We start from the raw sequence: 20,743 nt of genomic DNA on the forward strand, positions 1-20,743 counted from the left end.
TCCCGATGGAAGCATCTTCACTGAGTACGATGTTGAACTCGATCGGGCCAGTTGCCCTGGTGGTGGTGCTGGCTGTCATCGGATCGAGTTGGTTGTTGCCACGCCCGCGGGGACGATTCGTGTCGGGAGGTGTCACAGCGTGGGTGGCAGCAGTTGGGATCCTGGCAGTTTGGTTGTACGAGCGATGGGGTCGTCCAACCTCAGATGCCGTAGGCAGTCTCTTGTTCGTTCTGTTTGCCTTGGCTGCTCTGCTGGGTGGAGCGACTCTCGTGGTTCAACGCAATCCCGCCCGCGGAGCTATGGCCTTCGCTTTTTCTATTTTGGGTGTTTGCGGCCTGTTCCTGCTTCTAGCTGCTCCTTTTCTGATGGCGGTGACCATTATCGTCTATGCTGGCGCGATTATCGTCACCTTCTTGTTCGTACTCATGCTTTCACGGACCGCAGGACCTTCGGATGAAAACGATCGCAGCCGGGAACCGCTTCTCGGTAGTTTGGCCGGCTTCGCTTTTGCTGGCTTGGTGCTCTGGTTGTTGCACCTATCCACACCTGGCGATGAGTCAGCGTCTGCGTTTGCTACGGCTGCTCCAGAATGGAAAACAGAACGTAAAGGGGGAATGGCCAAAATTGATGAAGGCCAGACTGGGAACTGGAAGGAAAGTCGATCGGAAGGAACCGCTCCAGAAGCAACAACGGCTAGAGCACACAAGGATCTATTGACCGTACTGACGAATGCCGAGCGGCAGAAACTCCAGGAAGCCTTGCGACGACTTGACCAAGCGGGGGAGGTGCTCGCGGGAGATCTACGACATGACCGTGAGAAGCGGATTGAGTATTTTGAGGCGGTCAAGGACCTGGTGGTACAGGTGGTGGGAGCCGCACGAGAAGATGAGATGGGGGCGGCCATAGAAGGCACGCTCTCAGAACGTCTGCTTTTGCCCGTACACGCAACGGGGGTAAGTATGCCACTGTATCGCTCGGACCCGCAAGTGCGAGGAATCATTGCTCAAGCTCGGCGGGTACGTGCTACGAATTGGGAGGTGTTCAAGCAGATCGAGGGGCAACTCCTATCAGAACGGCCCGAGAGAGTAACTCTGGAACGGGAGATACAAGCACTTCGGCGAGAATTGGTGCTGCTGCTCGGTTATGGGGAAATGCCGGCTCGGACTGTATCCAATCTCGCGTACGTGATGTACAGCGAATACCTGTTAGCGGTGGAAGCCATTGGAGTATTGTTGCTCATAGCAACGGTTGGTGCAGTGGCGGTGGCGCAGCGGTACAAGGGAGAAGGTGGATGATCACTCTGTGGCATTTTCTCGCGGTGGGAGCCATCCTGTTTGGACTGGGCCTGACAGGTTTTTTGACACGCCGCAATTTGATCACTATGTTCCTGTGCGCGGAACTGATGCTCCAGGGTGTGGCATTGAACTTCGCAGCATTTGCCCGCTGGCATGCCCAGATGTATGGGCAAGTCTTCGTCATCTTTGCTGTAGCCGTGGCGGCGGCGGAGGCAGCGTTAGCCTTGGCCTTGTTTCTAACCTTATATCGGCAGGCTCGCTCGATGGATGTATCCGTTTGGCAATCCCTCCGTGAAGCCGGGGTGCCAGCAACAGTCGATCCAGACCCGCTGCCGCCCCCAACAGCGGCCGAGGAAGAAGAGATCGTTCATCTCCCGCCGGCAGGATTGCGACCGGCCATTAGCCGCAAGGAGGAACATGCCGGTGTCTGAGCCGATGAGCTTGGTCTGGTTGATACTGAGTCTTCCGCTGGCAGCCGCCATAGCGGCAGCTTTATTGTCGCCGAGTCGGTTCGGGCGGACGTTAGCCCACGTGCCCTTGGTGGTGGCTTGCGCCTGCGCTGCCCTATTGGCGGTGACCTTACTGGCCCAGTGGCACCGCATACCTTCGGGCAGGCTCGTTTCCCAGGCGTGGACATGGTTTGCAGCGGGGCAGTTGCAGGTGAACGTCAGCCTAGCTTTGGACCCGCTCTCGGCCACGATGCTGGCGATGATCACGTTCATTTCCGCTTGGATAGCCCTCTTCTCCACTGGCTACATGTCTGGCGAACGTGGCTATGCCCGGTTCTTCGCCATCATGAGCCTGTTTGTTTTCGCCATGTGTGGCTTGGTTTTAGCCAATAACTTGTTCCTCTTGCTCGGATTCTGGGAGTTGGTGGGTTTGTGCAGTTACTTGCTCATCGGCTACTACTTCACGAAACCTTCGGCTGCCGCCGCCGCTCGCAAGGCTTTTCTCGTGACTCGACTCGGAGATGTGGGTCTGGTCCTGGGGATATTCTGGCTTTGGAAGCTGGGCGGTTGGCACACGGACCTATCGGCCATCCTGGACTACCTGGCTCAACATCGCCCGGCAGAAGGAGAGATCAGCCTGGCGTGCCTGCTCCTCTTGTGTGGAGCGATCGGGAAAAGTGCCCAATTCCCCCTGTACGTCTGGTTACCCGATGCTATGGAAGGACCCACTCCGGTGTCCGCCTTGATCCATGCAGCCACGATGGTGACAGCGGGAGTGTATCTCGTAGCCCGGTGTGCACCCTTATTTGTTTTGTCTTCCACAGCGCCGATCATCATAGCATGGATTGGAGGCACCACAGCTCTGCTCGCCGCCGTGTTGGCCCTGGCCCAAACCGATCTGAAACGGATTCTGGCTTACTCGACGGTCAGCCAATTGGGTTACATGTTTTTAGCCCTAGGAACCTTGGGAACAGTTCATCCCGCCTTGGCAGTTGTGGCAGCCTTGTTCCATCTACTCACCCATGCCTTTTACAAAGCCTTACTGTTTTTGTCCGCCGGAAGCGTCATGCATGCTATGGGCGGTGTCATTGATTTACGAGCCTTCGGGGGCTTGCGGCGCTTGATGCCCATCACTCACCTATGTTTCCTTTGTGGTGCGGCAGCCTTGGCTGGGGTACCTTTGTTATCTGGATTCTGGAGCAAGGACCTGATTCTGGAAACGGTTGTCGCTGCCAGTGAACAAGGCGGGCCTTACAGCGGAGGATACTACCTATTGTTACTCATTGCTCTGGTCACAGCTCTGCTGACAGCGTTCTATAGTTTCCGTGCCTATTTTCTGGCATTCTGGGGCGCGGAACGTGTTCCTTCCGAGGCAGAGGGGCATGCTCATGAGTCTCCTTTGGTGATGACTGGTCCCCTCATCATCCTAGCGGCGGGCGCCTTGGGGGCGGGGATACTGCTGGAGCCAATCACTCATAGCTTGAGTCAGTTCCTCGCTACTACACCCACAGTGCAACAAGCGGCGCAATGGAGTGCAGCAACAGAATGGCATGTCCACTTCGATTGGACAGTCGCGCTAATCAGCACCACGTTGGCGGCTATTGGGATCGGAGCTGCGGCACTGTTGTACCATCGCGGTGAACCCCAACATTTGCCCGCCATACTAGAGCCAATCATGAGCCTCTCCCGCCGGGAGCTGTACATCGAGAGGGTTTACCATGTGCTAATTGTTCAGCCTCTCGAGGGACTGGCTTTTCTGGCCAAAGTATGCGACAACGCTTGGTCGGAAACGATTCGGCTGATCGCTGCTTTGCCTGGAATGGCTGGCCAGTGGTTGCGAGTGATCCATAACGGCTTGCTCCAATTTTATGCTGTGGGGATGATGCTCGGCCTGGCAGTGCTCATGACTTTCGTGATCCTGCGAGTGGCACGGTAGCTCTCGCCCGGTGATTCCCCAGAATGCGGACAAGGATATTAGGACAGACACATGGTTGTCACTGGTCGTATTCTCGTATTGCTTCTGGTACTCTTCCCTTTGGGGGCCGCCCTGTTACTGCCTCTGTTTGGCCGCTATGCGCGCCGGCCCGCCTTACTGTTTGCTCTGCTTCATCTAGGTCTAACCGCTGCGCTGGCAGGTCTGACCGTACCGATCATGTACTATCGGACGGAACAAGACGCGCACCGCTACTTTCAGGAAATCGTACGTTTCCATCCGGAATATGTTCCTGGTGACATCGGCGGCAAGGAAGGAGCATTCGGGCGGACACGTTGGAATCTCTTCACATTCCAATCCGGACCTTACGACCGGCCCGGACCTCGCGTGCAGTTGTTCTTGGGCGTTGATGGATTGAATTTGTGGCTGCTAGTGTTGTCTTCTTTCATGTTGATTCCCGCCATACTCGCTTCTTGGGAGACTGTTAGCGAGCGGCGCGGTGTGTATTATGCCCTCTTGTTCCTTATGCAAGCGGGCACGATTGGGGCATTGTTGGCCTTTGATGTCATCCTGTTTTATTTGTTCTTCGAGCTGACGTTGATTCCGGCATTTTTCCTCATCGGCCGCTGGGGCAGTGGCACGGAACGACGGGAAGCGGCGCGGACATTTTTCATTTACACCTTGGCGGGAAGTCTGTTGACCCTGTTGGGATTGATCGGAGTGGTGTTTCTGTTTCCTGATGCCAAGGGAACGGTGACGTTCTCCTTGCCAGATTTGATGGGAAATATCCAGAATCGCCTCCAGGCGGCGCATGCTCAAGCTCAGGCTGGCCAACCGGAGTTGTTGGAGCAGCTTCAGCGGCAGCAGCTTTGGTTGCTAGCGGTTTTGCTTGCAGGTTTTCTGGTCAAAGTACCGGTTTGGCCCTTCCATACGTGGCAGCCTCGTGCTTATGCCGCCGCACCTCTGGGTGTGACGATTGTTTTGTCAGCAGTGCTTGCCAAACTGGGCACCTATGGGATGCTCCGTATTGTCTTGCCGCTGGTGCCCGATGCTGCTTTGCACTACGGTTTACCGATCGCAGGCACTTTGGGAGCTGTGGGGATTGTTTACGCTGCTTTGTGTGCTTATCAGCAGAAAGATCTCAAGCAGTTATTCGCCTACAGTTCCATCTCTCATTTAGGGTTGCTAGTGATTGGGCTTTTTGCCTTCAATCGTGAGGGTTTGAGTGGTGCGGTTTTGCACATGGTGAATCACGGTCTGACAACCGGAGGCTTGTTCGCCGCTTCGGCTTTTCTGCTGGAACGTTATGGTACGACGCAGACAGGACTATATGGTGGTTTGATGGGGCGCTATCCCCGCTATGCTGTGCTCTCTTTTGTGCTTATCCTGGCGGCCGTGGGATTGCCGGGACTGAATAACTTCGTCAGTGAGATGTTGCTTCTGGCGGGACTGTTTCATGCCCGACATCCGGAGGGTGTTGGGATAAATCTAGCTATTGTGGGAGCGTTGGGGATACTCCTGAGTGCCTGGTACTTGCTGACGATGCTCCAACAGGTTTTCTTCCAGCCGTTGAAAGAGCCGCCGCGAGACCCAACTGCTGGTGAAGCCCTGGTCGATGTGCAGCGGCGGGAATTGTGGGCCTTCGGCGTGCCAGCGGTCCTCTGCCTGATATTAGGTCTATACCCGCAATGGCTATTAGATACCATGCGATCGGACATTTGCTTGCTATCTATCATCGGGGATCAGGCGCGGGTGCGGGCGGGTCTGCCGCCTCCTCCGCCTGAACCCGGACCGCCTCTCAGGCCGTTTGAGGGACAGCCGCCGCCGAACATGCCTCCAGGTATGATGCTCCCGGGTGCGGGCGGCGGTGGAGTGCCCAAAGGGATTATGCCGCCAATGGGGCCAGGAGGCGGAATTCCCAAAGGTCCATTGCCGCCAGTGAAAGGAGGGCTTTTTCCGCCCTCCCGCTTGGAGCCGGAACCGTGATGCTCACAAATCCCTAGCAATTGGCAATAGGGAAAAAGGCAATGCTGATCATCGCTCTATCGCGGGGTGTTAGTTACAAAAACATTCCACCTACCGAATCGGTCCAGATAGCTGCCACTATGTCGGATGAATGCAGACTTTCGAAATCGCCTCTGAACAGAATGAGGATGTACGATCGTGAATGGATTGAGTGATGGGCAATGGGTGAATACTCTCCGGAGCGTATTCATCCACGTAGTTCCGGAAACGCTGCTGGTGGCCACAGCTTGCCTCCAGTTTCTGGTGGGTTGTGCCTATAACCGCCGCTGGTTATGGGGGTTTGTCACCGCGCTTGGCCTTCTAACTTCGATGCTGGTCGCTAGCTTGCACCAGCCAGCGGCGACCACTGCTGCGGAAGCGGCCCCAGTGTATGCGGATGCTCTGGCTAGTCTCAGCCGATGGATCGCCTTGCTGGCAGGTCTAGTGCTCATTGGATTGAGTTGGCCGGAAGTACCAAGCCAACGTGCTGCGGAATACTACGGCTGCTTGCTGACGCTGCTAGCTGGAGTATCGCTAGTAGGACGGGCGAACGATTTGCTGACGTTGTTTTTGGCCCTGGAATTGGTAAGTATTCCAACCTACGTCCTCCTCTACCTGCCTCGGAGGACCGGTACTGCGCAGGAGGCGGCCATTAAGTACTTCCTCCTGAGTGTGGCAGCCTCCGCCGTGTTGCTGTTTGGCTTCAGCTATTTGTATGGTGCGGTGGGAAGCTTGCGCTTGCCCGTCATTGTGACTGCGCTGGCACAACTGCACACGGATGCGGTTATGCCTTTGGCGTTATTGGGGGCCGTGCTTGTGCTGGCAGGATTGAGCTTCCGCCTGACAGTGGTACCCTTCCATTTTTATGCCCCAGATGTATACCAGGCGGGACCAACAGGCGTGGTGGCCCTGGTGGCAGTACTGCCCAAGATAGTCGGATTCATCGCATTGGGACGTATCTTCGGCTGGTTTACGCTAGATCCCTGGCATTTGCCCTTCCCCTCTCTGACCCAACTCCCGCTAATTGTGTGGATTTTGGCCGTCATCACGATGACGATGGGCAACTGCGTCGCCCTGCGTCAGGACAATTTCCGCCGAATGCTGGCCTACTCCAGTATCGCCCACAGTGGCTACATGCTCATTGCGGTAGTCATTGCTTCTGGGTGGCCGGATGCGGCAGGATCGGTCCTTCCGGTAACGCCGCTCGTGGGTGGTATGGAGGCTCTGCTCTTTTATCTGGTGACTTATGCGATAATGACCTTCGGCGCCTTTGCTGTGCTGGCCTATCTGGACACACCCGATCGCCCAGTTAGCAATATGGATGATTTGGCCGGAATGGGACGATCCCATCCTGTGATGGGATTAGCGTTAGCAATCGTTTTATTAGGACTGATCGGGATGCCATTCACCACGGGCTTCGTGGGCAAGTTCCTGTTGTTTGTGGGAGCGTTGACAGCACCAGCAACGACGACCGAACAAGGACGACTCTATCAGATTCTGGCCTTGATCGCAGCGATCAATGCGGCAGTTGCAGCGGTGTATTATTTGCGGGTGATCGGTATTCTTTACCTGCGTGAACCGCTGCGGCCGTTGCCTCGTACCTGGGCCGTGCTACCCGCATTGACGGCGATCGTTCTCGCAACAGCAACGTTGGTTTTCGGAGTTTATCCCCAACCTCTGTTACGAGTGATGCAGGCTGCCGCTCCTCCCCCAACTCTGCCATTGCAGATGACACCGTGATCGATTTCCCAGCACTTGTCTCAGGTATCACGTCCGTCAAAGGTGTCAAATTGCTTCAAGTTTTGCTCTCTTCCCAGCCGAATTCCCCGATGGGGAGCAGCATGCTTGGAGGAATGCGGCATCATGAGCGACTTGCGCATACTCTTGCAGCGCATCGAGCACTTTCGTGAGAAGTTGGATCGGATGGAAGCCGGTCCCACTTGTTTGGAAGGGACAGATGACGGGCGGCTCCTCGTCGGGCAACCCCGCTTGCCTAGCGGTTTATCGCACGGTTGCCAACAGTTGTTGCCGGACGAGTCAAAAGAGAAAGAAGGAACGAGGTGCGATGATGCCTTGATCCATTTCGCGGATGAATGCGAAAGGCAGTCCGGTGCAGCTTCAACAGCCGAGACAGCGTTTTGGCGGGAACAGTGTCAGATCCTCCGGCAGAGATGGGAAGCTTGCGAGGCGGATAACATAACCCTTCGCTGGCGCCACAGCAGTAATCCTCGGCTGGAACATCATCAGCACACGGGAGCTTTGCTAACCCAATGGGAACAATGGTTGGACCAGGGGGTTATTTCCACCTCAGTGTGTGAACAACTCCGGCATTGCTTACAGGATCGCCTGCGGCGATTTGAAATAGCGTTGAACCATGTCCGGAAGCATGAAGATCGTTTGCTTCGGTTGAGCCGGTGTTATCACCTCTGCCTGAAAGAGGCAAGGATGATGGTGGCAGAGGTGGCTGCCCTCGCCGAAGAATTGCTGGCAGAAGCTCAGCAGGGACAGCCCATCCATTGGGAACCTTTTCAGAACACAGGCATGGGGATGCCCCAAACCCTAAACGAAGCGCCAGGAAACGATCAGCCATTGATAACAATGTGTTATCGGGTGGCATCCTATGCCTTGCACATGGCGCAAGTGGCCGCTCGGATGATTCTCCATGATGCGGAATGGCGGATGCATCCCCTTCCTGTCCTCACCGCAGCATTGGTAGCGGATATTGGCTGGTTGACGCTTCCTGAGTCTGTGACCAGCAAACCTACCCAGCAGTGGTCGCAACAGGAACAGCAGGCTGTGGAAAGCCATCCTTTGCGCAGTGCCGAACTGCTAGCACAAACAGCTCCAGACTTGGCCCCACTGGTGCCGATCGTAGCAGCCCACCACGAGCGACCCGATGGAAGCGGTTATCCTCACCGGCGGCATGGGGAAGCGATACCGGCGCTGGCACGTCTTTTGGCAGTCGCCGATGCCTATACCACCCGCCGTGCACCCTTGCATGGCGACACCGTCCAAGACAGCCGCCAAGCCCTCACCGATGTACTTCTCGAGGCGGAACAAGGGCGACTCGACGGGCGCGCCGTCGCACTGCTAGCTCAACTCTCGTTTTACCCGACCGGTACACTCGTAGAGCTGAGCGATGGCAGTGCTGCTGTGGTGCTGGCACCGCCGCCATGCCCAGCCGATCCGCGAACTGCTCATCGCCCCCTGGTCGCTCGCCTGACCACAGCCGATGGCTTCGCTCTGACCTGCCCAGAATTGTTGCCACTGTCCGGGAATGACCAGGGGGTGGTAGTGCGTCCTTTGCCGCCGGCGCGAGTCCTGCCGCTGTTACGGTTGTTTCCAGACCTCCAATGATTGTTTCCAGTGCTTCAGGAAGTAGCTCACATCCGATGCTAGTGTTCCCTTCCCACCCGTGGTTTTAGCGGCACAGCGGTCCTGATGCTCGCGTGTTACCATCCCCGTAGGCTCGGCCTCCAACCATTTTCTAAGAATAAATGGAGGCGGAATCTGATCAAAGATAGGGGAAAAATCTAGACAGCGGCGCGGCGGGCGGGCTTTGTCTGTAACACGGTATGTCCTTCTGCACATCCCCCAGCGGTTGGCAGCATTTTGCCGGGACTACAGCAGTTCTGGGGATTAAAAGCTGAGCGCAAGCGGACCATGTAATGCAGATCGTCAGGAGTGAACATCAGCGGCATGAAGTCGATTTTCTCGACACCGATGCCGTGTTCGCCTGTGACACTTCCCCCTAAACGGATACATTCCGCAAGGATTTCATGACTGGCAGCGAGTACCCGTTGCACCTGATCCGGATCGCGCTCATCGAACATGAGAATAGGGTGGATGTTGCCATCTCCAGCATGGAAGACATTGCAGATTCCCAGGTGATATTTCTGGGCGGTGGTGAGAATGAAGCGCATGATCTCCGGCAGTCGGGTCCGAGGAACAACGCCGTCCTGGGTGCAATAGCTGGGGTAGCCGAGGCGTCCAATGGTGCCGAATGCCTGCTTGCGCGCTTTCCAGAGCAAGGCCCGTTCTGCTTCTGTGCTGGCTTTGCGGACCTCACGGGCATGATGAGCGCGGGCGATCGCTTCCATCCGGTCGGCTTCTTCTTGGAGACCAGCTTCCAGACCGTCCACCTCCATGATGACCACTGCTTCCGCATCCAGCGGAAAACCAAAATGGAAAGCGGCTTCAACCGCGCGAATCATGGTCCGATCGAGCATTTCCAGAGCTGCCGGAATGATCCCCGCTCCGATGATGGCACTGATGGTATTGGTGGCATCATCGATCGAGTCGAACACGCCTAGTAATGTCCGATAAGCTTGTGGATTCGGAGTCAATCGGACCCAAACTTTCGACACGATCCCGAAGGTGCCTTCGCTGCCCACGATGACACCTGTTAGGTCATAACCAGGTGTGTCTTCAACAGGTCCACCACAAGTAATGACTCGCCCATCGGGCAAGACCAGTTCGACACCCAGGATGTGATTGACCGTAACTCCGTATTTGAGAGTGTGCGGGCCGCCAGAGTTGGTCGCCACATTGCCTCCGATAGTACATGCTCCCTGGCTGGAAGGGTCAGGGGCGTAATGATACCCGAAAGGCTTGAGAGCGTTGGTCAACCAGACATTGACGACGCCAGGCTCGACGACGGCATAGCGATCCCGAATGTTGATCTCCAGGATGCGTTTCATACGGGCCAAGGCGATGAGCACACCTCCGCCCACCGGCACACAACCGCCGGCCAGGCTGGTGCCCGCGCCCCGGGGCAGGAAGGGAAGGTTCAATTCCCGGCAGGCTCGAACAATCGCCACGATCTGTTCTGTGGACTGAGGAAAGACCACGACGTCAGGTCGTGTCTTCGCCAGGGTGTAGCCGTCGCATTCGTACACCGTCCGATCCGCTAAGGTGGTCAAGACGTTCTCAGCCCCTACGATTGCTTGCATGCGCTCGACCACCTGCTGAGGCGGGGCTTCCGTCGCTGCTGAGTTGGACGGGGATGTTATGGTTTGGCTCATCGTGGTGTTAGCACTCGAAATTGCACTGCTCAGGGATGGGAACTGGACCGCTCCTGGTGTCAGTGTACATTCTGTTGCAATTGTTGTCTGGGGGTGGGTGCCGGAGTACGCAGCGGCGAACATGTCATCGGAAGCGTTATCGCCTTATCACGAGGAAACAAAGTCGTGAGGGTTCGGTATGATTCCTGATGAGCACACTGTGCACGAAAGCCTGGAAAACCAAGGTGGCCTAGAATTGGGGCCATCCACTGTCCCTTAGCCGCCGTTGTCCCTTAACCACGCTTGGCGGGACGTTTGCCTTGAGTCATGTAAACATCGGCGACTTTTCCGTTCTCAGTCAAGGCGAGGTGGAAGCGCTGCTCCCCTTCGAGACGATGCAAGGTGATATGGTAATTCCGGCTGACCCGAGCCAGGTAGGGACGCTTTTCTGGAGAGGCAGGAGTGCGGAGTTTGCCCCATGAACCATCCCCCAAATAGGGCACGCCATAGCGATCGCGCAAGCCATCGGTCAGGGGATGAGTTCGCTTAAAGACGTGATCGTGGTGTTCTAGGGCTACATCGACCCGGTAACGTTCAAACAAGGGACACCAATGTTGCCGTTGCAGTTCGCCCGTACCTAAGCCGATCAGGGCTTGGGGAGATCGGACCGAAGGATAAGCCGGCACGTGATAGGCTACATAAAGGTGGGGGCGGTCTTGCCGTTCCTTGAGAACTGAAGCGAGCCAGTCGGTTTGTTCGCCGGGGATTGGACTAATATGGCCGCTATCGAGCAGCACAATGCTCAAATAGTCTCCGATGTCGAGGACATTGTAGGTTGTCTCACGGTAAAGGCCGTCGAATAGGGGCAGATAATAGGTGGCGTCGCTCCGCTGCCCTTTGTATCCCCCGCGAACCTCATGATTGCCGATGCATGTGATCAAAGGAATCAGGCGGCCCTGAGAATCGACCATCTGACTACTGTAATTTTTGATGAAGGATATCGCTGTGGTAGCAGACGTCCCATTGTCATAACCAAGATCGCCGGCTATGAGCACGAAATAAGGGTCTTGCCGGGCGGCGGTCAGATTGGAAGCTATAGCAGCAGGTCCGATGCCGCAGTCCCCTCCGCTAACAAACGAGATCAGGTCATTCGCCTTGGCCGGCATCGTGCGGAAGCGGTAAAGACCGAGGTGCTCGCCAATTTGAAACACGTACTCTGTACCAGGACGTAGGTGAGTCAATTCGCAGCGGTGAACCTTCAGGTCAGTGCGTCCGAAGGAATGGCAGCGAGTGACTGCCTTCTGCCAAGCGATGCCACGTGGTGTTTCTCCACCGGTTTCCCGACTTGGAGGGTGGGGGAGACTCTGCTCTTGTGCAGCACTCGCAAGTGAAGCGTAGCGGATCACCGTGGGTGTCTCTGAGCGGCTAAGCCATTGAATTGTCATCGTAGAGGTGGGGTCGCCCTGCCAAGTCAGAAACAAAGTGTCCCGTGGTGAGTGGAGTTGCGGAAGTTTTTCAGCAGGCCGTGGCGGAGGAGCTATGGCGATATCTTCGATCCTATCCGCATAGGCGGAGAATGCAGACCAGAGGAACGGACTGCTGGCAGCAATACCACCAGTTAGAGTAGTTGTTAGAAACGTGCGGCGATCCATAGCGGTCACACTCATGGGGGAGAAGGCAGGATTCGTGCCCTAATTTCGTCGAAACAACTTTACTCTACAACTAAAATCGATATGGAAAGGGTTCAAGGAAAAAACACAGTTTTTACCACACTTTTTCCGTGATTCCATCGATTCTACACGTCTGGTAGGGATGATGTGAGTGTAGTAGTCCGGGCGTTACATCGCGGCATGATTAGGATTAGCGGATGGTCTGATGAGTGTTCCGGAGTGACTGAAGATTACGGAGCACAGGCGATAGGAGGAGAGTCGGCGGCGTGCGGCGGTGGGGGATGGATATTCGGATGAAGGAGATGAGCGAGCCATTCGAGGCTATCGACCAGTCGGGGACCAGGTCGGCTGAAATAGGCATTGCCGTCGATCCAGTACACGCGGCCGTTGCGCACGGCGGGGAGTTGCGCATAACCGGGGTAAGCTTGGAGAATAGGACGGTCCTTTTGAGCACGAGCGATATCGAAGCCGCAGCAGGCAATCACTAGCACTTCTGGCTCTACGGCTACGACCTCTTCCCACCGCAAGGTACGGGAGGGGGACCCTTCTCGCCCGATCATTTCGCGCCCGCCTGCCAGACGGATCAATTCCGGCGTCCAGTGTCCGCAACAGAAAGGGGGATCGATCCATTCCAGTAATACAACACGGGGGCGATAGGTTAGCTGTTCACTGCGTCGGGCGACAGTTTGGACTCGCTGTCGCAATTCCCTCACAACAGCGGCGGCGCGTTCCGGGACTTGAGCAGCAGTAGCGACCTGATGGAACGTGGCAAATACATCTTCCAGCGATTGCGGCTCCAAATTCACGACCGGGGGCTGCCCCGGCAGCGTGCACGCCGCTGCTCGGACTTCCGCCTCCGCTACGGCACAGACATCGCACAAAGCCTGGGTCACCAATAGCTCCGGGCGTAAGGATTCCAGCACAGGCCAATCCAGGGTATACAGCGCTCGCTGGGTGCGTAGCTTTTCGCGCACCAACTCATCGATCTGCCGGCTACTAGCGTCCACGGGGATTAAGGAGCGGGTGACGCGGGGCAGATGGCGGACAAACGGCGGTTCATCACATTCGTGTGTAACACCTACCAGTTGATCGCCCAGACCTAGCCGGCAAATGATTTCTGTAGCGCTAGGTAGCAAGGATACGATGCGCACAACTTACTCTCCGCAGCAGCACCTTTGGCTACTTTACCGAGTGCGAGGGTCGCCAGGGAGGTCTGACCCTACCTCGAAGTACAGAAACTGCATAGAGCTAGCTATAGGGCTGGAAAACAGATGGACTAATTCGTGCTCCTGTTTGAAGCAGGCGGTGCTTCTTGGCGTCAAAGAGTAGCTGGTTGTTCGGCCCTTTCGCGGAACAGGGGGAAGAGTCTTTCCGCGAGTGTCACCGTGCCAAACAAGAAGACCACAAAGGTGACGTCACCCGCTACGGTATTGCGGAAAAATGGAAGGGCTTTGACGTAGCAGTCGATCAGGCCAGCGAACGTATGGGGATAAGCCATCAGCCAGCATGCGAAGTTGGTCGTGAGATAGAATTGGATGGAACCGAGGAGAGTGACGGCCGCCAGATTCCCCACTCCCCAGTGATGGCGCAGCCAGCGTCCCAGAAGGACGTTGCACGCGAAACTACCATAGACCACCGGCATCAGCAGGTGCAAGCCAATGGCGAGATCACTCAGGAATAGCGCTGACAGCGGAAGGGCCAAGGCCATACGGCGATCCGCGTAGAAAGCCCCCCCGAAGAGGGCCAATGCCCCGATGGGAGTGAAGTTGGGAGGGTGAGGAATCCAGCGTGCCAGAACGGCTCCGACGATGAGAGCAGCCAGGAGCCAAAAGCGGGGCTGACTCAGTGTAGCGCACCAGGAGGCGTGGGGTGGAACTGTGGGCGTCGTGCAATTTTTGGGGAACGATGCGAACGGAGTCAGGTCAGGCAATCCAGACACGGCACTTCCTCCACTTCGCCGGCACGGGCGAATTCTGGACGGCACTTATTCATCGAGTGGGCATACGGCGGTCAGTTCCCGCACCGCACGGGGAAAATGAATACCGACTGACGCCGACGACCCGGCTCCGGGGTGCCGTCGCTTGGGATCACGGCAGGCAGGTCTTCTGGCTTTCGGCTCAAGCGAACCTCGGCAGCCTTCCCATGACGTGATGTCGTCACAGTGGCATCAGATGCACCAGGTTCTTGCCGATCACAGCAGCGGCCCTGCGCCGGATTTGCACCGGACTTCCCTGTTACCTCACCCCTGATCCTGGTTCCAGTTTGCGTGGGAGCAAAGCCGATGATCCCACGCCCTGCCCAGACACGATCCGTGACCGGGGTGAACCTGCCGCTTGCTCCCATATCTATAAGGAGGGGGAGATCAAGGCTAGAGGTGGTCTTTCCCGAAGGAATGAGGAGGGAATCTCTGAGTGCTCAGAGCGTAGGCTGAAGATCGTTGGGGCGGTATTGAGGCCGTCATTTCTAGGGCGGAAGGACCGTTGTCGCTCGATATTCGCCAGTTGCCCTAATGTTGTTTGGGCTTTCATCAGGGTCCTGTCCTTACTAGCATGTCTGTAGGAAAAGATGAAATGCCCGGATTGGCAGCCCCAGGCAGCGAGCGGATAAATGCCGGCGGGATGGGTTTTAGCACAATAGGGACATGTTTTCCATGGCTACGGACCTACGCCTGCGGGAAGAACTTCCTCAGATTACAGATCAGCTCTTGGAAACCTACACCGAGTGTAGCCGCCTGAATCATTTGGCCCATGAGCCGTTGCCTAGTCGAGAAGGAGTGGCGGAAATCATCGCTGACTTATTTGAGGTGTTGTACCCCGGATATGGACGGCGGCAGAATCTGCACTTGGGAAATGTCGGCTACTACATCGGCAGTTTGATTGATGCTTTGCATGACAAGCTGACGGTCCAGATTGCCCGTGCCCTCCGCCATGAGTTATGCGAAGAGTCGCCGCATGTCGATTGCGAGCAGATGGCGCAACCGAAAGCCATCGAATTGCTGCGGCGTTTACCCGCTATTCGGAAAGTGCTGGAACAGGACGTGGAGGCGGCATATCGAGGAGACCCGGCTGCCCGAAGTTATCACGAAATCATCTTCTGTTATCCCGGCTTGGAGGCGATTACTGTCTATCGCATAGCTCACGAATTGCACCAGTTGGGCGTCCCCTTCATCCCGCGCATGATGACGGAGTGGGCACACTCTCGCACCGGCATCGACATTCACCCTGGTGCCCGGATCGGTCCGGCGTTTTTCATCGACCACGGCACTGGGGTGGTGATCGGAGAAACCACGGAGATCGGACGGAACGTGAAACTCTATCAAGGTGTGACTCTGGGTGCCCTTAGCTTCACGAAAGGGGAGGATGGCTCACTCGTTCGCGGAAGCTACAAGCGGCATCCGACTTTGTGTGATGATGTGATCGTCTATGCCAATGCTACGATCTTGGGCGGACAGACAGTAATTGGGGCGCGTTCCATCATCGGCTCGAACGTTTGGTTGACCGAAAGTGTTCCGCCAGACACGACGGTGGTCCTGGAAAAGCCCAAGCTACGATTGCGGGGCAGTCGGGCAGACCCCGAAGCATGGAACTATATCATCTGAGCGCAATGGCCAGACGAGACGAGATTTCCCCTCGCAGCAAACTGCGGCAACTCGCATGGAAGAGTAAGTCTCTGGTTATCCACCCCTTTGAGTTGGAGGGTCGGTATCACATCACCAGCCGCCGTTTGGCGGCTTTCGCTGAATTACAAGCGGCACAAGTTCCGCGGATGACGAGAGTCCGGTTGCGCGCGCGGAACTGATGCTGGCTCAAGACCTCGCGCAAGACAGCATCCAATGCCTCACTCTGGAATTCAATCATCGCACCGCACTCTTCGCACAGCAAATGATCATGGAAGGGGTAACCGTAGTCATGGTCATAGACGGTACGATTTCCCAATTCGATCCTGCGAAGAAGACCCGCATCGACGAGCTTGGGCAGGGTACGATAGACGGTGGCTCGGCTGACTTGTCGTCCGGCCCGTTTTAGCTCATCGATCAATTGTTCCGCGTCGAAATGGCTATGTTTGGCGAAAATATGCTCCAGGAGCAAGCGCTGTTGCTCCGTGAAGCGCTGCGGTTTGGGCCGGCTAGCCAGATATTCGCGGAACTTGCTTTCCGGACTCTGGGCAACGGGGATTGTGGGTAATGACACGCGACTAACTCCTTTGGGGGCACCTAGGGTGGCGTGGGTAGCTCTGCGTCCAGCGTGCCTGGCTACCTCCAGGAGTCCACCAAGAAGCGGCTGTTGCTTTCATTATACCAACGTCCGAACAGCGGCAGGGGCAACGTCGCCGGGTTGAGCCATAGGTACGCATCGGAGGCGCCTATGGTTTGACCACGAGTTCACCCCAGGCTCGCAAACGACCGAAGGTCCAAGGGAGGAGTCGCCCTTCACTCCAGCGGCGGCAAAACTTGCCCAACAAAACGGCCAAGTGACGAGGCAGGAGGCGCCAGCCGCCGTAATATCGCCAGTGCCGCCAGAAGAGACGTTCCTCGTTGCAGGATTGCTGTTCCAACAGAGGGCGGTAAGGGGAGCGGCCGTAACTGGCCGAGCCGTGGTGCCAGACTATGGAAGCCGGCTCGAAGATTATCTCACCACCCCGCTGGCGTAGGCGTAAACCCAGATCAACATCTTCGAAGTAGGCCTTGAAGGAGAGGGCCAATCCACCAGCGGCGCGAATTGCTTCCCGGCGATAAAAGGCAGCACAGGCCGACGCTGAGGTAACCGATCCGGCAACCCGCAGGTGGAGAGGAAGCTGGTCGGACCACGGCAGGCCATGTCCACGCTTCCAGGCATAACCGCCGGGATCATAATCATCACCTGCTGCATCGATGTACGCGTAGGTGATGGTGGAGTCACCTTTCCGTTTTGGGTATTGTAAGATTAAGGGGGCTACTGCCACGACATCGGATTGCTGGAAGTGTGCCAAGGCAGCCTCTGCCCAACCCGCTGCCACTTCGGTATCGTCATTGAGCAGTTCCACGATAGGGTTGTGTGCCGCTTCAATTCCGATATTGGCGGCGTAACAGAAACCTCGCCGGCGGGGTAATCGGAACAGAAGAATGGTCGGAAAATCTCGGATGATGGACTGAAGAGCTTCCTGGGGGGAGGCGTCATCGACTACGAGAATTTCCGTGCCCGACGGCGCATGCCGGAGTACGCTCTGCAAGCAACGGTATAATAGCGCCCCTCCGCGATGGGTAGGAATGATCACTGTTAGTGCAGACATAGGGATGGGATGCAGAGGGCTTACAGATTCTTGTCCAGATGATCTTGTTCCGCTGGAACACGGTCTTGGGCCGCCGCGATGGCTCGCAAGTAACGGCTCGCGAAGGCCAGTTGCTGGCGGATGGACTGCTGGCGTTGTCGGTGCATGTCGCCCACCAATTGGCGTAATTGATGATAACAGGCACTGTCACGATAGCGGCGGCGCAACCGGGACCATCCTTCACGGCATAATGCCTCAAGCCAGACCAGGCCGCGTAAACCCAGATTAGACCAGCGTCCCCAGTGCTTGCGCGCGAACTGCATGAGGGCATGGCGAGTGATGAGGCGCAACGGAGCAGGCACGGAACGAGCATGCAACGGCCAGTGATGCGTCACGGCTATTCGGGGTTCGTAAAAGACCTGCCAGCCTGCTGCTTTGGCACGACGGCAGAAATCTACGTCCTCATAGTAGAGAAAGAACGATTCATCCAGGCCGCCTAGTTGCTCAAAGCAGTCCCGCCGTACCAATAGGCAACCGCCCGTGGCCCAATCGACTTCTTGCCGCTGTTGAGTGTTCAGCATCTGGCATTTACGCCAGGCGCGAGGGCGAAGCAAACCGCGCAGGGTGCTTCCGAACGTCGGAAAGCGGCCACAAGACCCTTGGAGACTGCCATCCGGATTGCATAGTCGCAAGCCCACCACACCGGCCCGCGGTTCCTCAGTGTCCAGCTTTTCGATCATATCCAGCACCGCATCCAGAAAACCAGCAGGCACAGTGACATCGGGGTTCAACAGAAGGAACCATTCCTGGATTTGGCCTTCGTTCTTCCAGATGCCCCAGCGCCAGCGATCGAGTTCCCGCACTCCTCGGTTGACTCCAGCAGCAAACCCCAGGTTTCGGCTCTCATACCGTACTCGGATGCCACCGACCGTGTCGATCCAGACATTTCCACTGCTGCCGTTGTCCACCACCACCACACGAACCTGGCCCTGAGACCAGGCGGAACAATCCCGCAATTGCCGTAACAATTGCCGAGTGTTGCTCCACTGGTAGTAATTGACAATTACGACCGACACACCGCTGCAGCGACGCAGCCCTGCTGCCCGCTTCAGACGGATAGCTGTCCCGGCGGGAGAAGCCTTAACTTCGCACGATACCAACGCCGGTACCGTTGTCTCTACTTCCACCGACGATACCACTCCGCCGGGCGGGATGCCCCAGTCCATGCCTGCTCCTTCATTCGGTCCCACCCGACCGATTCCACGGCCGGCGCAGTCCTCATCATTGGGCCATGGTTCCTTATTTACCGATTCCTGTGGCTTTTCTGCAAGCGGAACTGAAAGGAGCGGTTCAGGCCATTCCGAACCGTTAGCATCAGCCAGGCCGGGTGGCCCCTCATCACTTCATCTCGATACTGAACTGAGTGGAATGGCGGCGTATGACATCGATATTGGCGATCTCATTTTGTCAAGTCACTGCGGAAAATGTCAAACCGTGAACACTGAGGGAAGAAGTTTTTTGATGGGATTCCCCCTAGGTCTTTGGTACCCCTGGATTCGCTTGTCTGAGTGCTGGGTTGAAGAGAAGATGAATAGGGGGAAGTTCATGACGGACTAGCCATGGCTACGGTGCCTGCTAATATCCCTGCCAACACGCGAACACCTCCACTGCTGCCGGAACGTTTGGAAGAACGATTGCGAGTCGAGGCCCGCCGGCTCGGTTTTTCCCTCTGCGGCATTGCACCAGCAACCGAAGCGGACACTTATGCTTTCTACCAACATTGGCTAGCTCAGGGATACGCGGGGGAAATGCAGTACTTGCATACTCGTGCGGAAGCCCGCCGACACCCCCGTTCTATTCTCCAAGATGTGCGGTCTGTCGTCATGCTGGCGATGGACTACGGCCCCCGTCCACTGCACCGTTCGCTCCCGCCCTCCGAAGTTGGTTCTTTCCCCGGTCGGGTCGCTTTCTACGCTGCCGCCCCTGATTATCATCCCTTTCTCTGGCAGAGACTCAACTTGCTAGCTGATTGGCTGCGGCAGCAGGTGCCGGGATGTCAGGCTGTGGGGGTTTGTGATACGGCCCCCCTTCTGGAGCGCGACTTTGCTCGGCGTGCGGGTCTGGGATGGATCGGTAAAAATACCCTTCTGATTCATCCTCGTCGCGGTAGCTTTCTGTTCTTGGCAGCCTTGCTCACGGACCTTTCCTTACAGCCGGATGCCCCCTTTTCCTCGCAGCATTGCGGCACCTGCACGGCCTGCCTGCAAGCCTGTCCCACCCAGGCTTTTCCAGCCCCTTACGTCTTAGATGCTCGGCGCTGCATCAGCTACCTGACCATCGAACATCGTTCCGCCATACCTGCGACACTGGCCGAGTCTATAGGAGATTGGCTTTTTGGCTGCGATATCTGTCAGCAAGTTTGCCCCTGGAATCGCAAGCCGCAGACCAGTGAATCTCCCTTTGTGCACTATCCGGAGTGGGAGTGGTTGGATCCCGTGACGATTTTACGGATGGATGAAGCGACCTTCCGGCAGCGATTCCGTTCGACCGCTCTGTGGCGGGCCAAGCGCCGGGGCCTGCGCCGCAATGCTGCTATTGTGTTGGGCAATCGCGGAGATACTTCGGTGCTGCCGGTTCTCCAACAAGCAGCCCAAGACGCAGACCCCCTTGTCCGGGATGCTGCCCTGTGGGCTATTTCCCGCATCCACCAGCGCTACAGCATTTCGGCGCCAGCATCATCGAACAACACAACAACATACTAGCTTTTTCACGTGATGCGTCTGTCAATGACCACGACTCACGTGATGCACCGTCAATAGACACGAAGTTTTTTCGGTCACCGAAAGCTCTGGGAATGGACTTTGAAATGCGCCACATAAAAGACGTGAGGCACGAGATTCGGCGCGGGGACTCGCAACCCGCGCTAGTCTCGTGCCTGAGAGAAAGGAATTTTGGTCGTTGGGAGCCGGGACTCGCAACCGGCTGAAAACGATTATTGCAGGAGGCGTGCCAAATGGGTCTTGGATATCGAATCCACTCCTTCTAAAATTACATAACATCCTGGAATATAACACTTTATATCGATCGAAGTCCTGACAAATGTGAACGAGATCGATTTGGTAACCCCCTTTCTGCTTCGGGC

15 protein-coding genes and 1 riboswitch are annotated in these 20,743 nt (G+C 56.6%); of the genes, 8 read left to right on the forward strand and 7 right to left on the reverse strand.

Features of this window, described 5'->3' with window-relative positions:
- Positions 1–5: 5 nt before the first annotated feature.
- The 6 genes from H0921_RS09805 to H0921_RS09830 all read left to right on the forward strand — a co-directional run bounded on the left by H0921_RS09805 (position 6) and on the right by H0921_RS09830 (position 9,038).
- Entirely contained in the window at positions 6–1,295 is a 1,290-nt protein-coding gene (locus H0921_RS09805) for an NADH-quinone oxidoreductase subunit J family protein (protein WP_194537897.1), read from the forward strand.
- Complete coding sequence (gene nuoK / locus H0921_RS09810; protein WP_194537898.1) at positions 1,292–1,726, forward strand: NADH-quinone oxidoreductase subunit NuoK; 435 nt, start codon at positions 1,292–1,294, stop codon at positions 1,724–1,726. The genes H0921_RS09805 and nuoK overlap by 4 nt, the downstream gene beginning before the upstream one ends.
- Positions 1,713–3,680: an NADH-quinone oxidoreductase subunit L gene (gene nuoL, locus H0921_RS09815; RefSeq protein ID WP_228499345.1), complete on the forward strand. Its 1,968-nt coding sequence runs from the start codon at positions 1,713–1,715 to the stop codon at positions 3,678–3,680. Before nuoK ends, nuoL begins: the two co-directional genes overlap by 14 nt.
- Positions 3,681–3,731: 51 nt before the next feature.
- Positions 3,732–5,663: a complex I subunit 4 family protein gene (locus H0921_RS09820; RefSeq protein WP_194537900.1), complete on the forward strand. Its 1,932-nt coding sequence runs from the start codon at positions 3,732–3,734 to the stop codon at positions 5,661–5,663.
- Between the two features lie 177 nt (positions 5,664–5,840).
- Positions 5,841–7,421: an NADH-quinone oxidoreductase subunit N gene (locus H0921_RS09825; protein WP_194537901.1), complete on the forward strand. Its 1,581-nt coding sequence runs from the start codon at positions 5,841–5,843 to the stop codon at positions 7,419–7,421.
- A 123-nt stretch (positions 7,422–7,544) separates the two neighbouring features.
- Positions 7,545–9,038 (forward strand): HD-GYP domain-containing protein, encoded by a 1,494-nt coding sequence (locus H0921_RS09830; RefSeq protein ID WP_194537902.1) that lies wholly within the window; start codon positions 7,545–7,547, stop codon positions 9,036–9,038.
- Between the two features lie 176 nt (positions 9,039–9,214).
- On the opposite strand, the gene H0921_RS09835 is transcribed toward H0921_RS09830, so the two are convergent.
- The 4 genes from H0921_RS09835 to H0921_RS09850 form a co-directional block, all read right to left on the reverse strand.
- On the reverse strand, positions 9,215–10,633 hold the full coding sequence (locus H0921_RS09835) for an FAD-binding oxidoreductase (RefSeq protein ID WP_228499347.1): 1,419 nt from the start codon (positions 10,631–10,633) through the stop codon (positions 9,215–9,217).
- Between the two features lie 344 nt (positions 10,634–10,977).
- Positions 10,978–12,336 carry a purple acid phosphatase family protein gene (locus tag H0921_RS09840; RefSeq protein ID WP_228499349.1) on the reverse strand — a complete coding sequence of 453 codons (1,359 nt, stop codon included), beginning with the start codon at positions 12,334–12,336 and terminating at the stop codon, positions 10,978–10,980.
- Positions 12,337–12,584: 248 nt separating this feature from the next.
- Positions 12,585–13,505: a cobalamin-binding protein gene (locus H0921_RS09845; RefSeq protein ID WP_194537904.1), complete on the reverse strand. Its 921-nt coding sequence runs from the start codon at positions 13,503–13,505 to the stop codon at positions 12,585–12,587.
- 167 nt (positions 13,506–13,672) lie between these two features.
- Positions 13,673–14,293 (reverse strand): DUF6580 family putative transport protein, encoded by a 621-nt coding sequence (locus H0921_RS09850; protein WP_315851873.1) that lies wholly within the window; start codon positions 14,291–14,293, stop codon positions 13,673–13,675.
- Positions 14,294–14,435: 142 nt separating this feature from the next.
- Positions 14,436–14,631: riboswitch (cobalamin riboswitch) on the reverse strand.
- 373 nt (positions 14,632–15,004) lie between these two features.
- On the opposite strand from H0921_RS09850, the gene epsC reads away from it, so the two are divergent.
- On the forward strand, positions 15,005–15,952 hold the full coding sequence (gene epsC, locus H0921_RS09855) for a serine O-acetyltransferase EpsC (RefSeq protein WP_194537905.1): 948 nt from the start codon (positions 15,005–15,007) through the stop codon (positions 15,950–15,952).
- Positions 15,953–16,058: 106 nt separating this feature from the next.
- On the opposite strand, the gene H0921_RS09860 is transcribed toward epsC, so the two are convergent.
- The 3 genes from H0921_RS09860 to H0921_RS09870 all read right to left on the reverse strand — a co-directional run bounded on the left by H0921_RS09860 (position 16,059) and on the right by H0921_RS09870 (position 18,827).
- Entirely contained in the window at positions 16,059–16,544 is a 486-nt protein-coding gene (locus H0921_RS09860; protein WP_194537906.1) for a Fur family transcriptional regulator, read from the reverse strand.
- Between the two features lie 172 nt (positions 16,545–16,716).
- The gene (locus tag H0921_RS09865) at positions 16,717–17,622 is read right to left on the reverse strand and encodes a glycosyltransferase family 2 protein (RefSeq protein ID WP_194537907.1); all 906 of its coding nucleotides are present in this window, start codon (positions 17,620–17,622) and stop codon (positions 16,717–16,719) included.
- Positions 17,623–17,642: 20 nt separating this feature from the next.
- Positions 17,643–18,827: a glycosyltransferase family 2 protein gene (locus tag H0921_RS09870; protein ID WP_194537908.1), complete on the reverse strand. Its 1,185-nt coding sequence runs from the start codon at positions 18,825–18,827 to the stop codon at positions 17,643–17,645.
- A gap of 393 nt (positions 18,828–19,220) precedes the next feature.
- Between H0921_RS09870 and queG the strand changes: the two genes are divergently transcribed.
- Positions 19,221–20,363 (forward strand): tRNA epoxyqueuosine(34) reductase QueG, encoded by a 1,143-nt coding sequence (gene queG / locus H0921_RS09875; protein WP_194537909.1) that lies wholly within the window; start codon positions 19,221–19,223, stop codon positions 20,361–20,363.
- Positions 20,364–20,743 lie beyond the last annotated feature (380 nt).

It is taken from the genome of Thermogemmata fonticola (genome assembly GCF_013694095.1).
In the GTDB taxonomy this organism is placed as follows: domain Bacteria; phylum Planctomycetota; class Planctomycetia; order Gemmatales; family Gemmataceae; genus Thermogemmata; species Thermogemmata fonticola.

Coding starts and splice junctions, on each gene's coding strand:
- H0921_RS09805 (WP_194537897.1), top strand. CDS start 6: ATGGAAGCATCTTCACTGAGTACGATGTTGAACTCGATCGGGCCAGTT.
- nuoK (WP_194537898.1), top strand. CDS start 1,292: ATGATCACTCTGTGGCATTTTCTCGCGGTGGGAGCCATCCTGTTTGGA.
- nuoL (WP_228499345.1), top strand. CDS start 1,713: ATGCCGGTGTCTGAGCCGATGAGCTTGGTCTGGTTGATACTGAGTCTT.
- H0921_RS09820 (WP_194537900.1), top strand. CDS start 3,732: ATGGTTGTCACTGGTCGTATTCTCGTATTGCTTCTGGTACTCTTCCCT.
- H0921_RS09830 (WP_194537902.1), top strand. CDS start 7,545: ATGAGCGACTTGCGCATACTCTTGCAGCGCATCGAGCACTTTCGTGAG.
- H0921_RS09835 (WP_228499347.1), bottom strand. CDS start 10,633: ATGCAAGCAATCGTAGGGGCTGAGAACGTCTTGACCACCTTAGCGGAT.
- H0921_RS09840 (WP_228499349.1), bottom strand. CDS start 12,336: ATGGATCGCCGCACGTTTCTAACAACTACTCTAACTGGTGGTATTGCT.
- epsC (WP_194537905.1), top strand. CDS start 15,005: ATGGCTACGGACCTACGCCTGCGGGAAGAACTTCCTCAGATTACAGAT.
- H0921_RS09865 (WP_194537907.1), bottom strand. CDS start 17,622: ATGTCTGCACTAACAGTGATCATTCCTACCCATCGCGGAGGGGCGCTA.
- H0921_RS09870 (WP_194537908.1), bottom strand. CDS start 18,827: ATGGACTGGGGCATCCCGCCCGGCGGAGTGGTATCGTCGGTGGAAGTA.
- queG (WP_194537909.1), top strand. CDS start 19,221: ATGGCTACGGTGCCTGCTAATATCCCTGCCAACACGCGAACACCTCCA.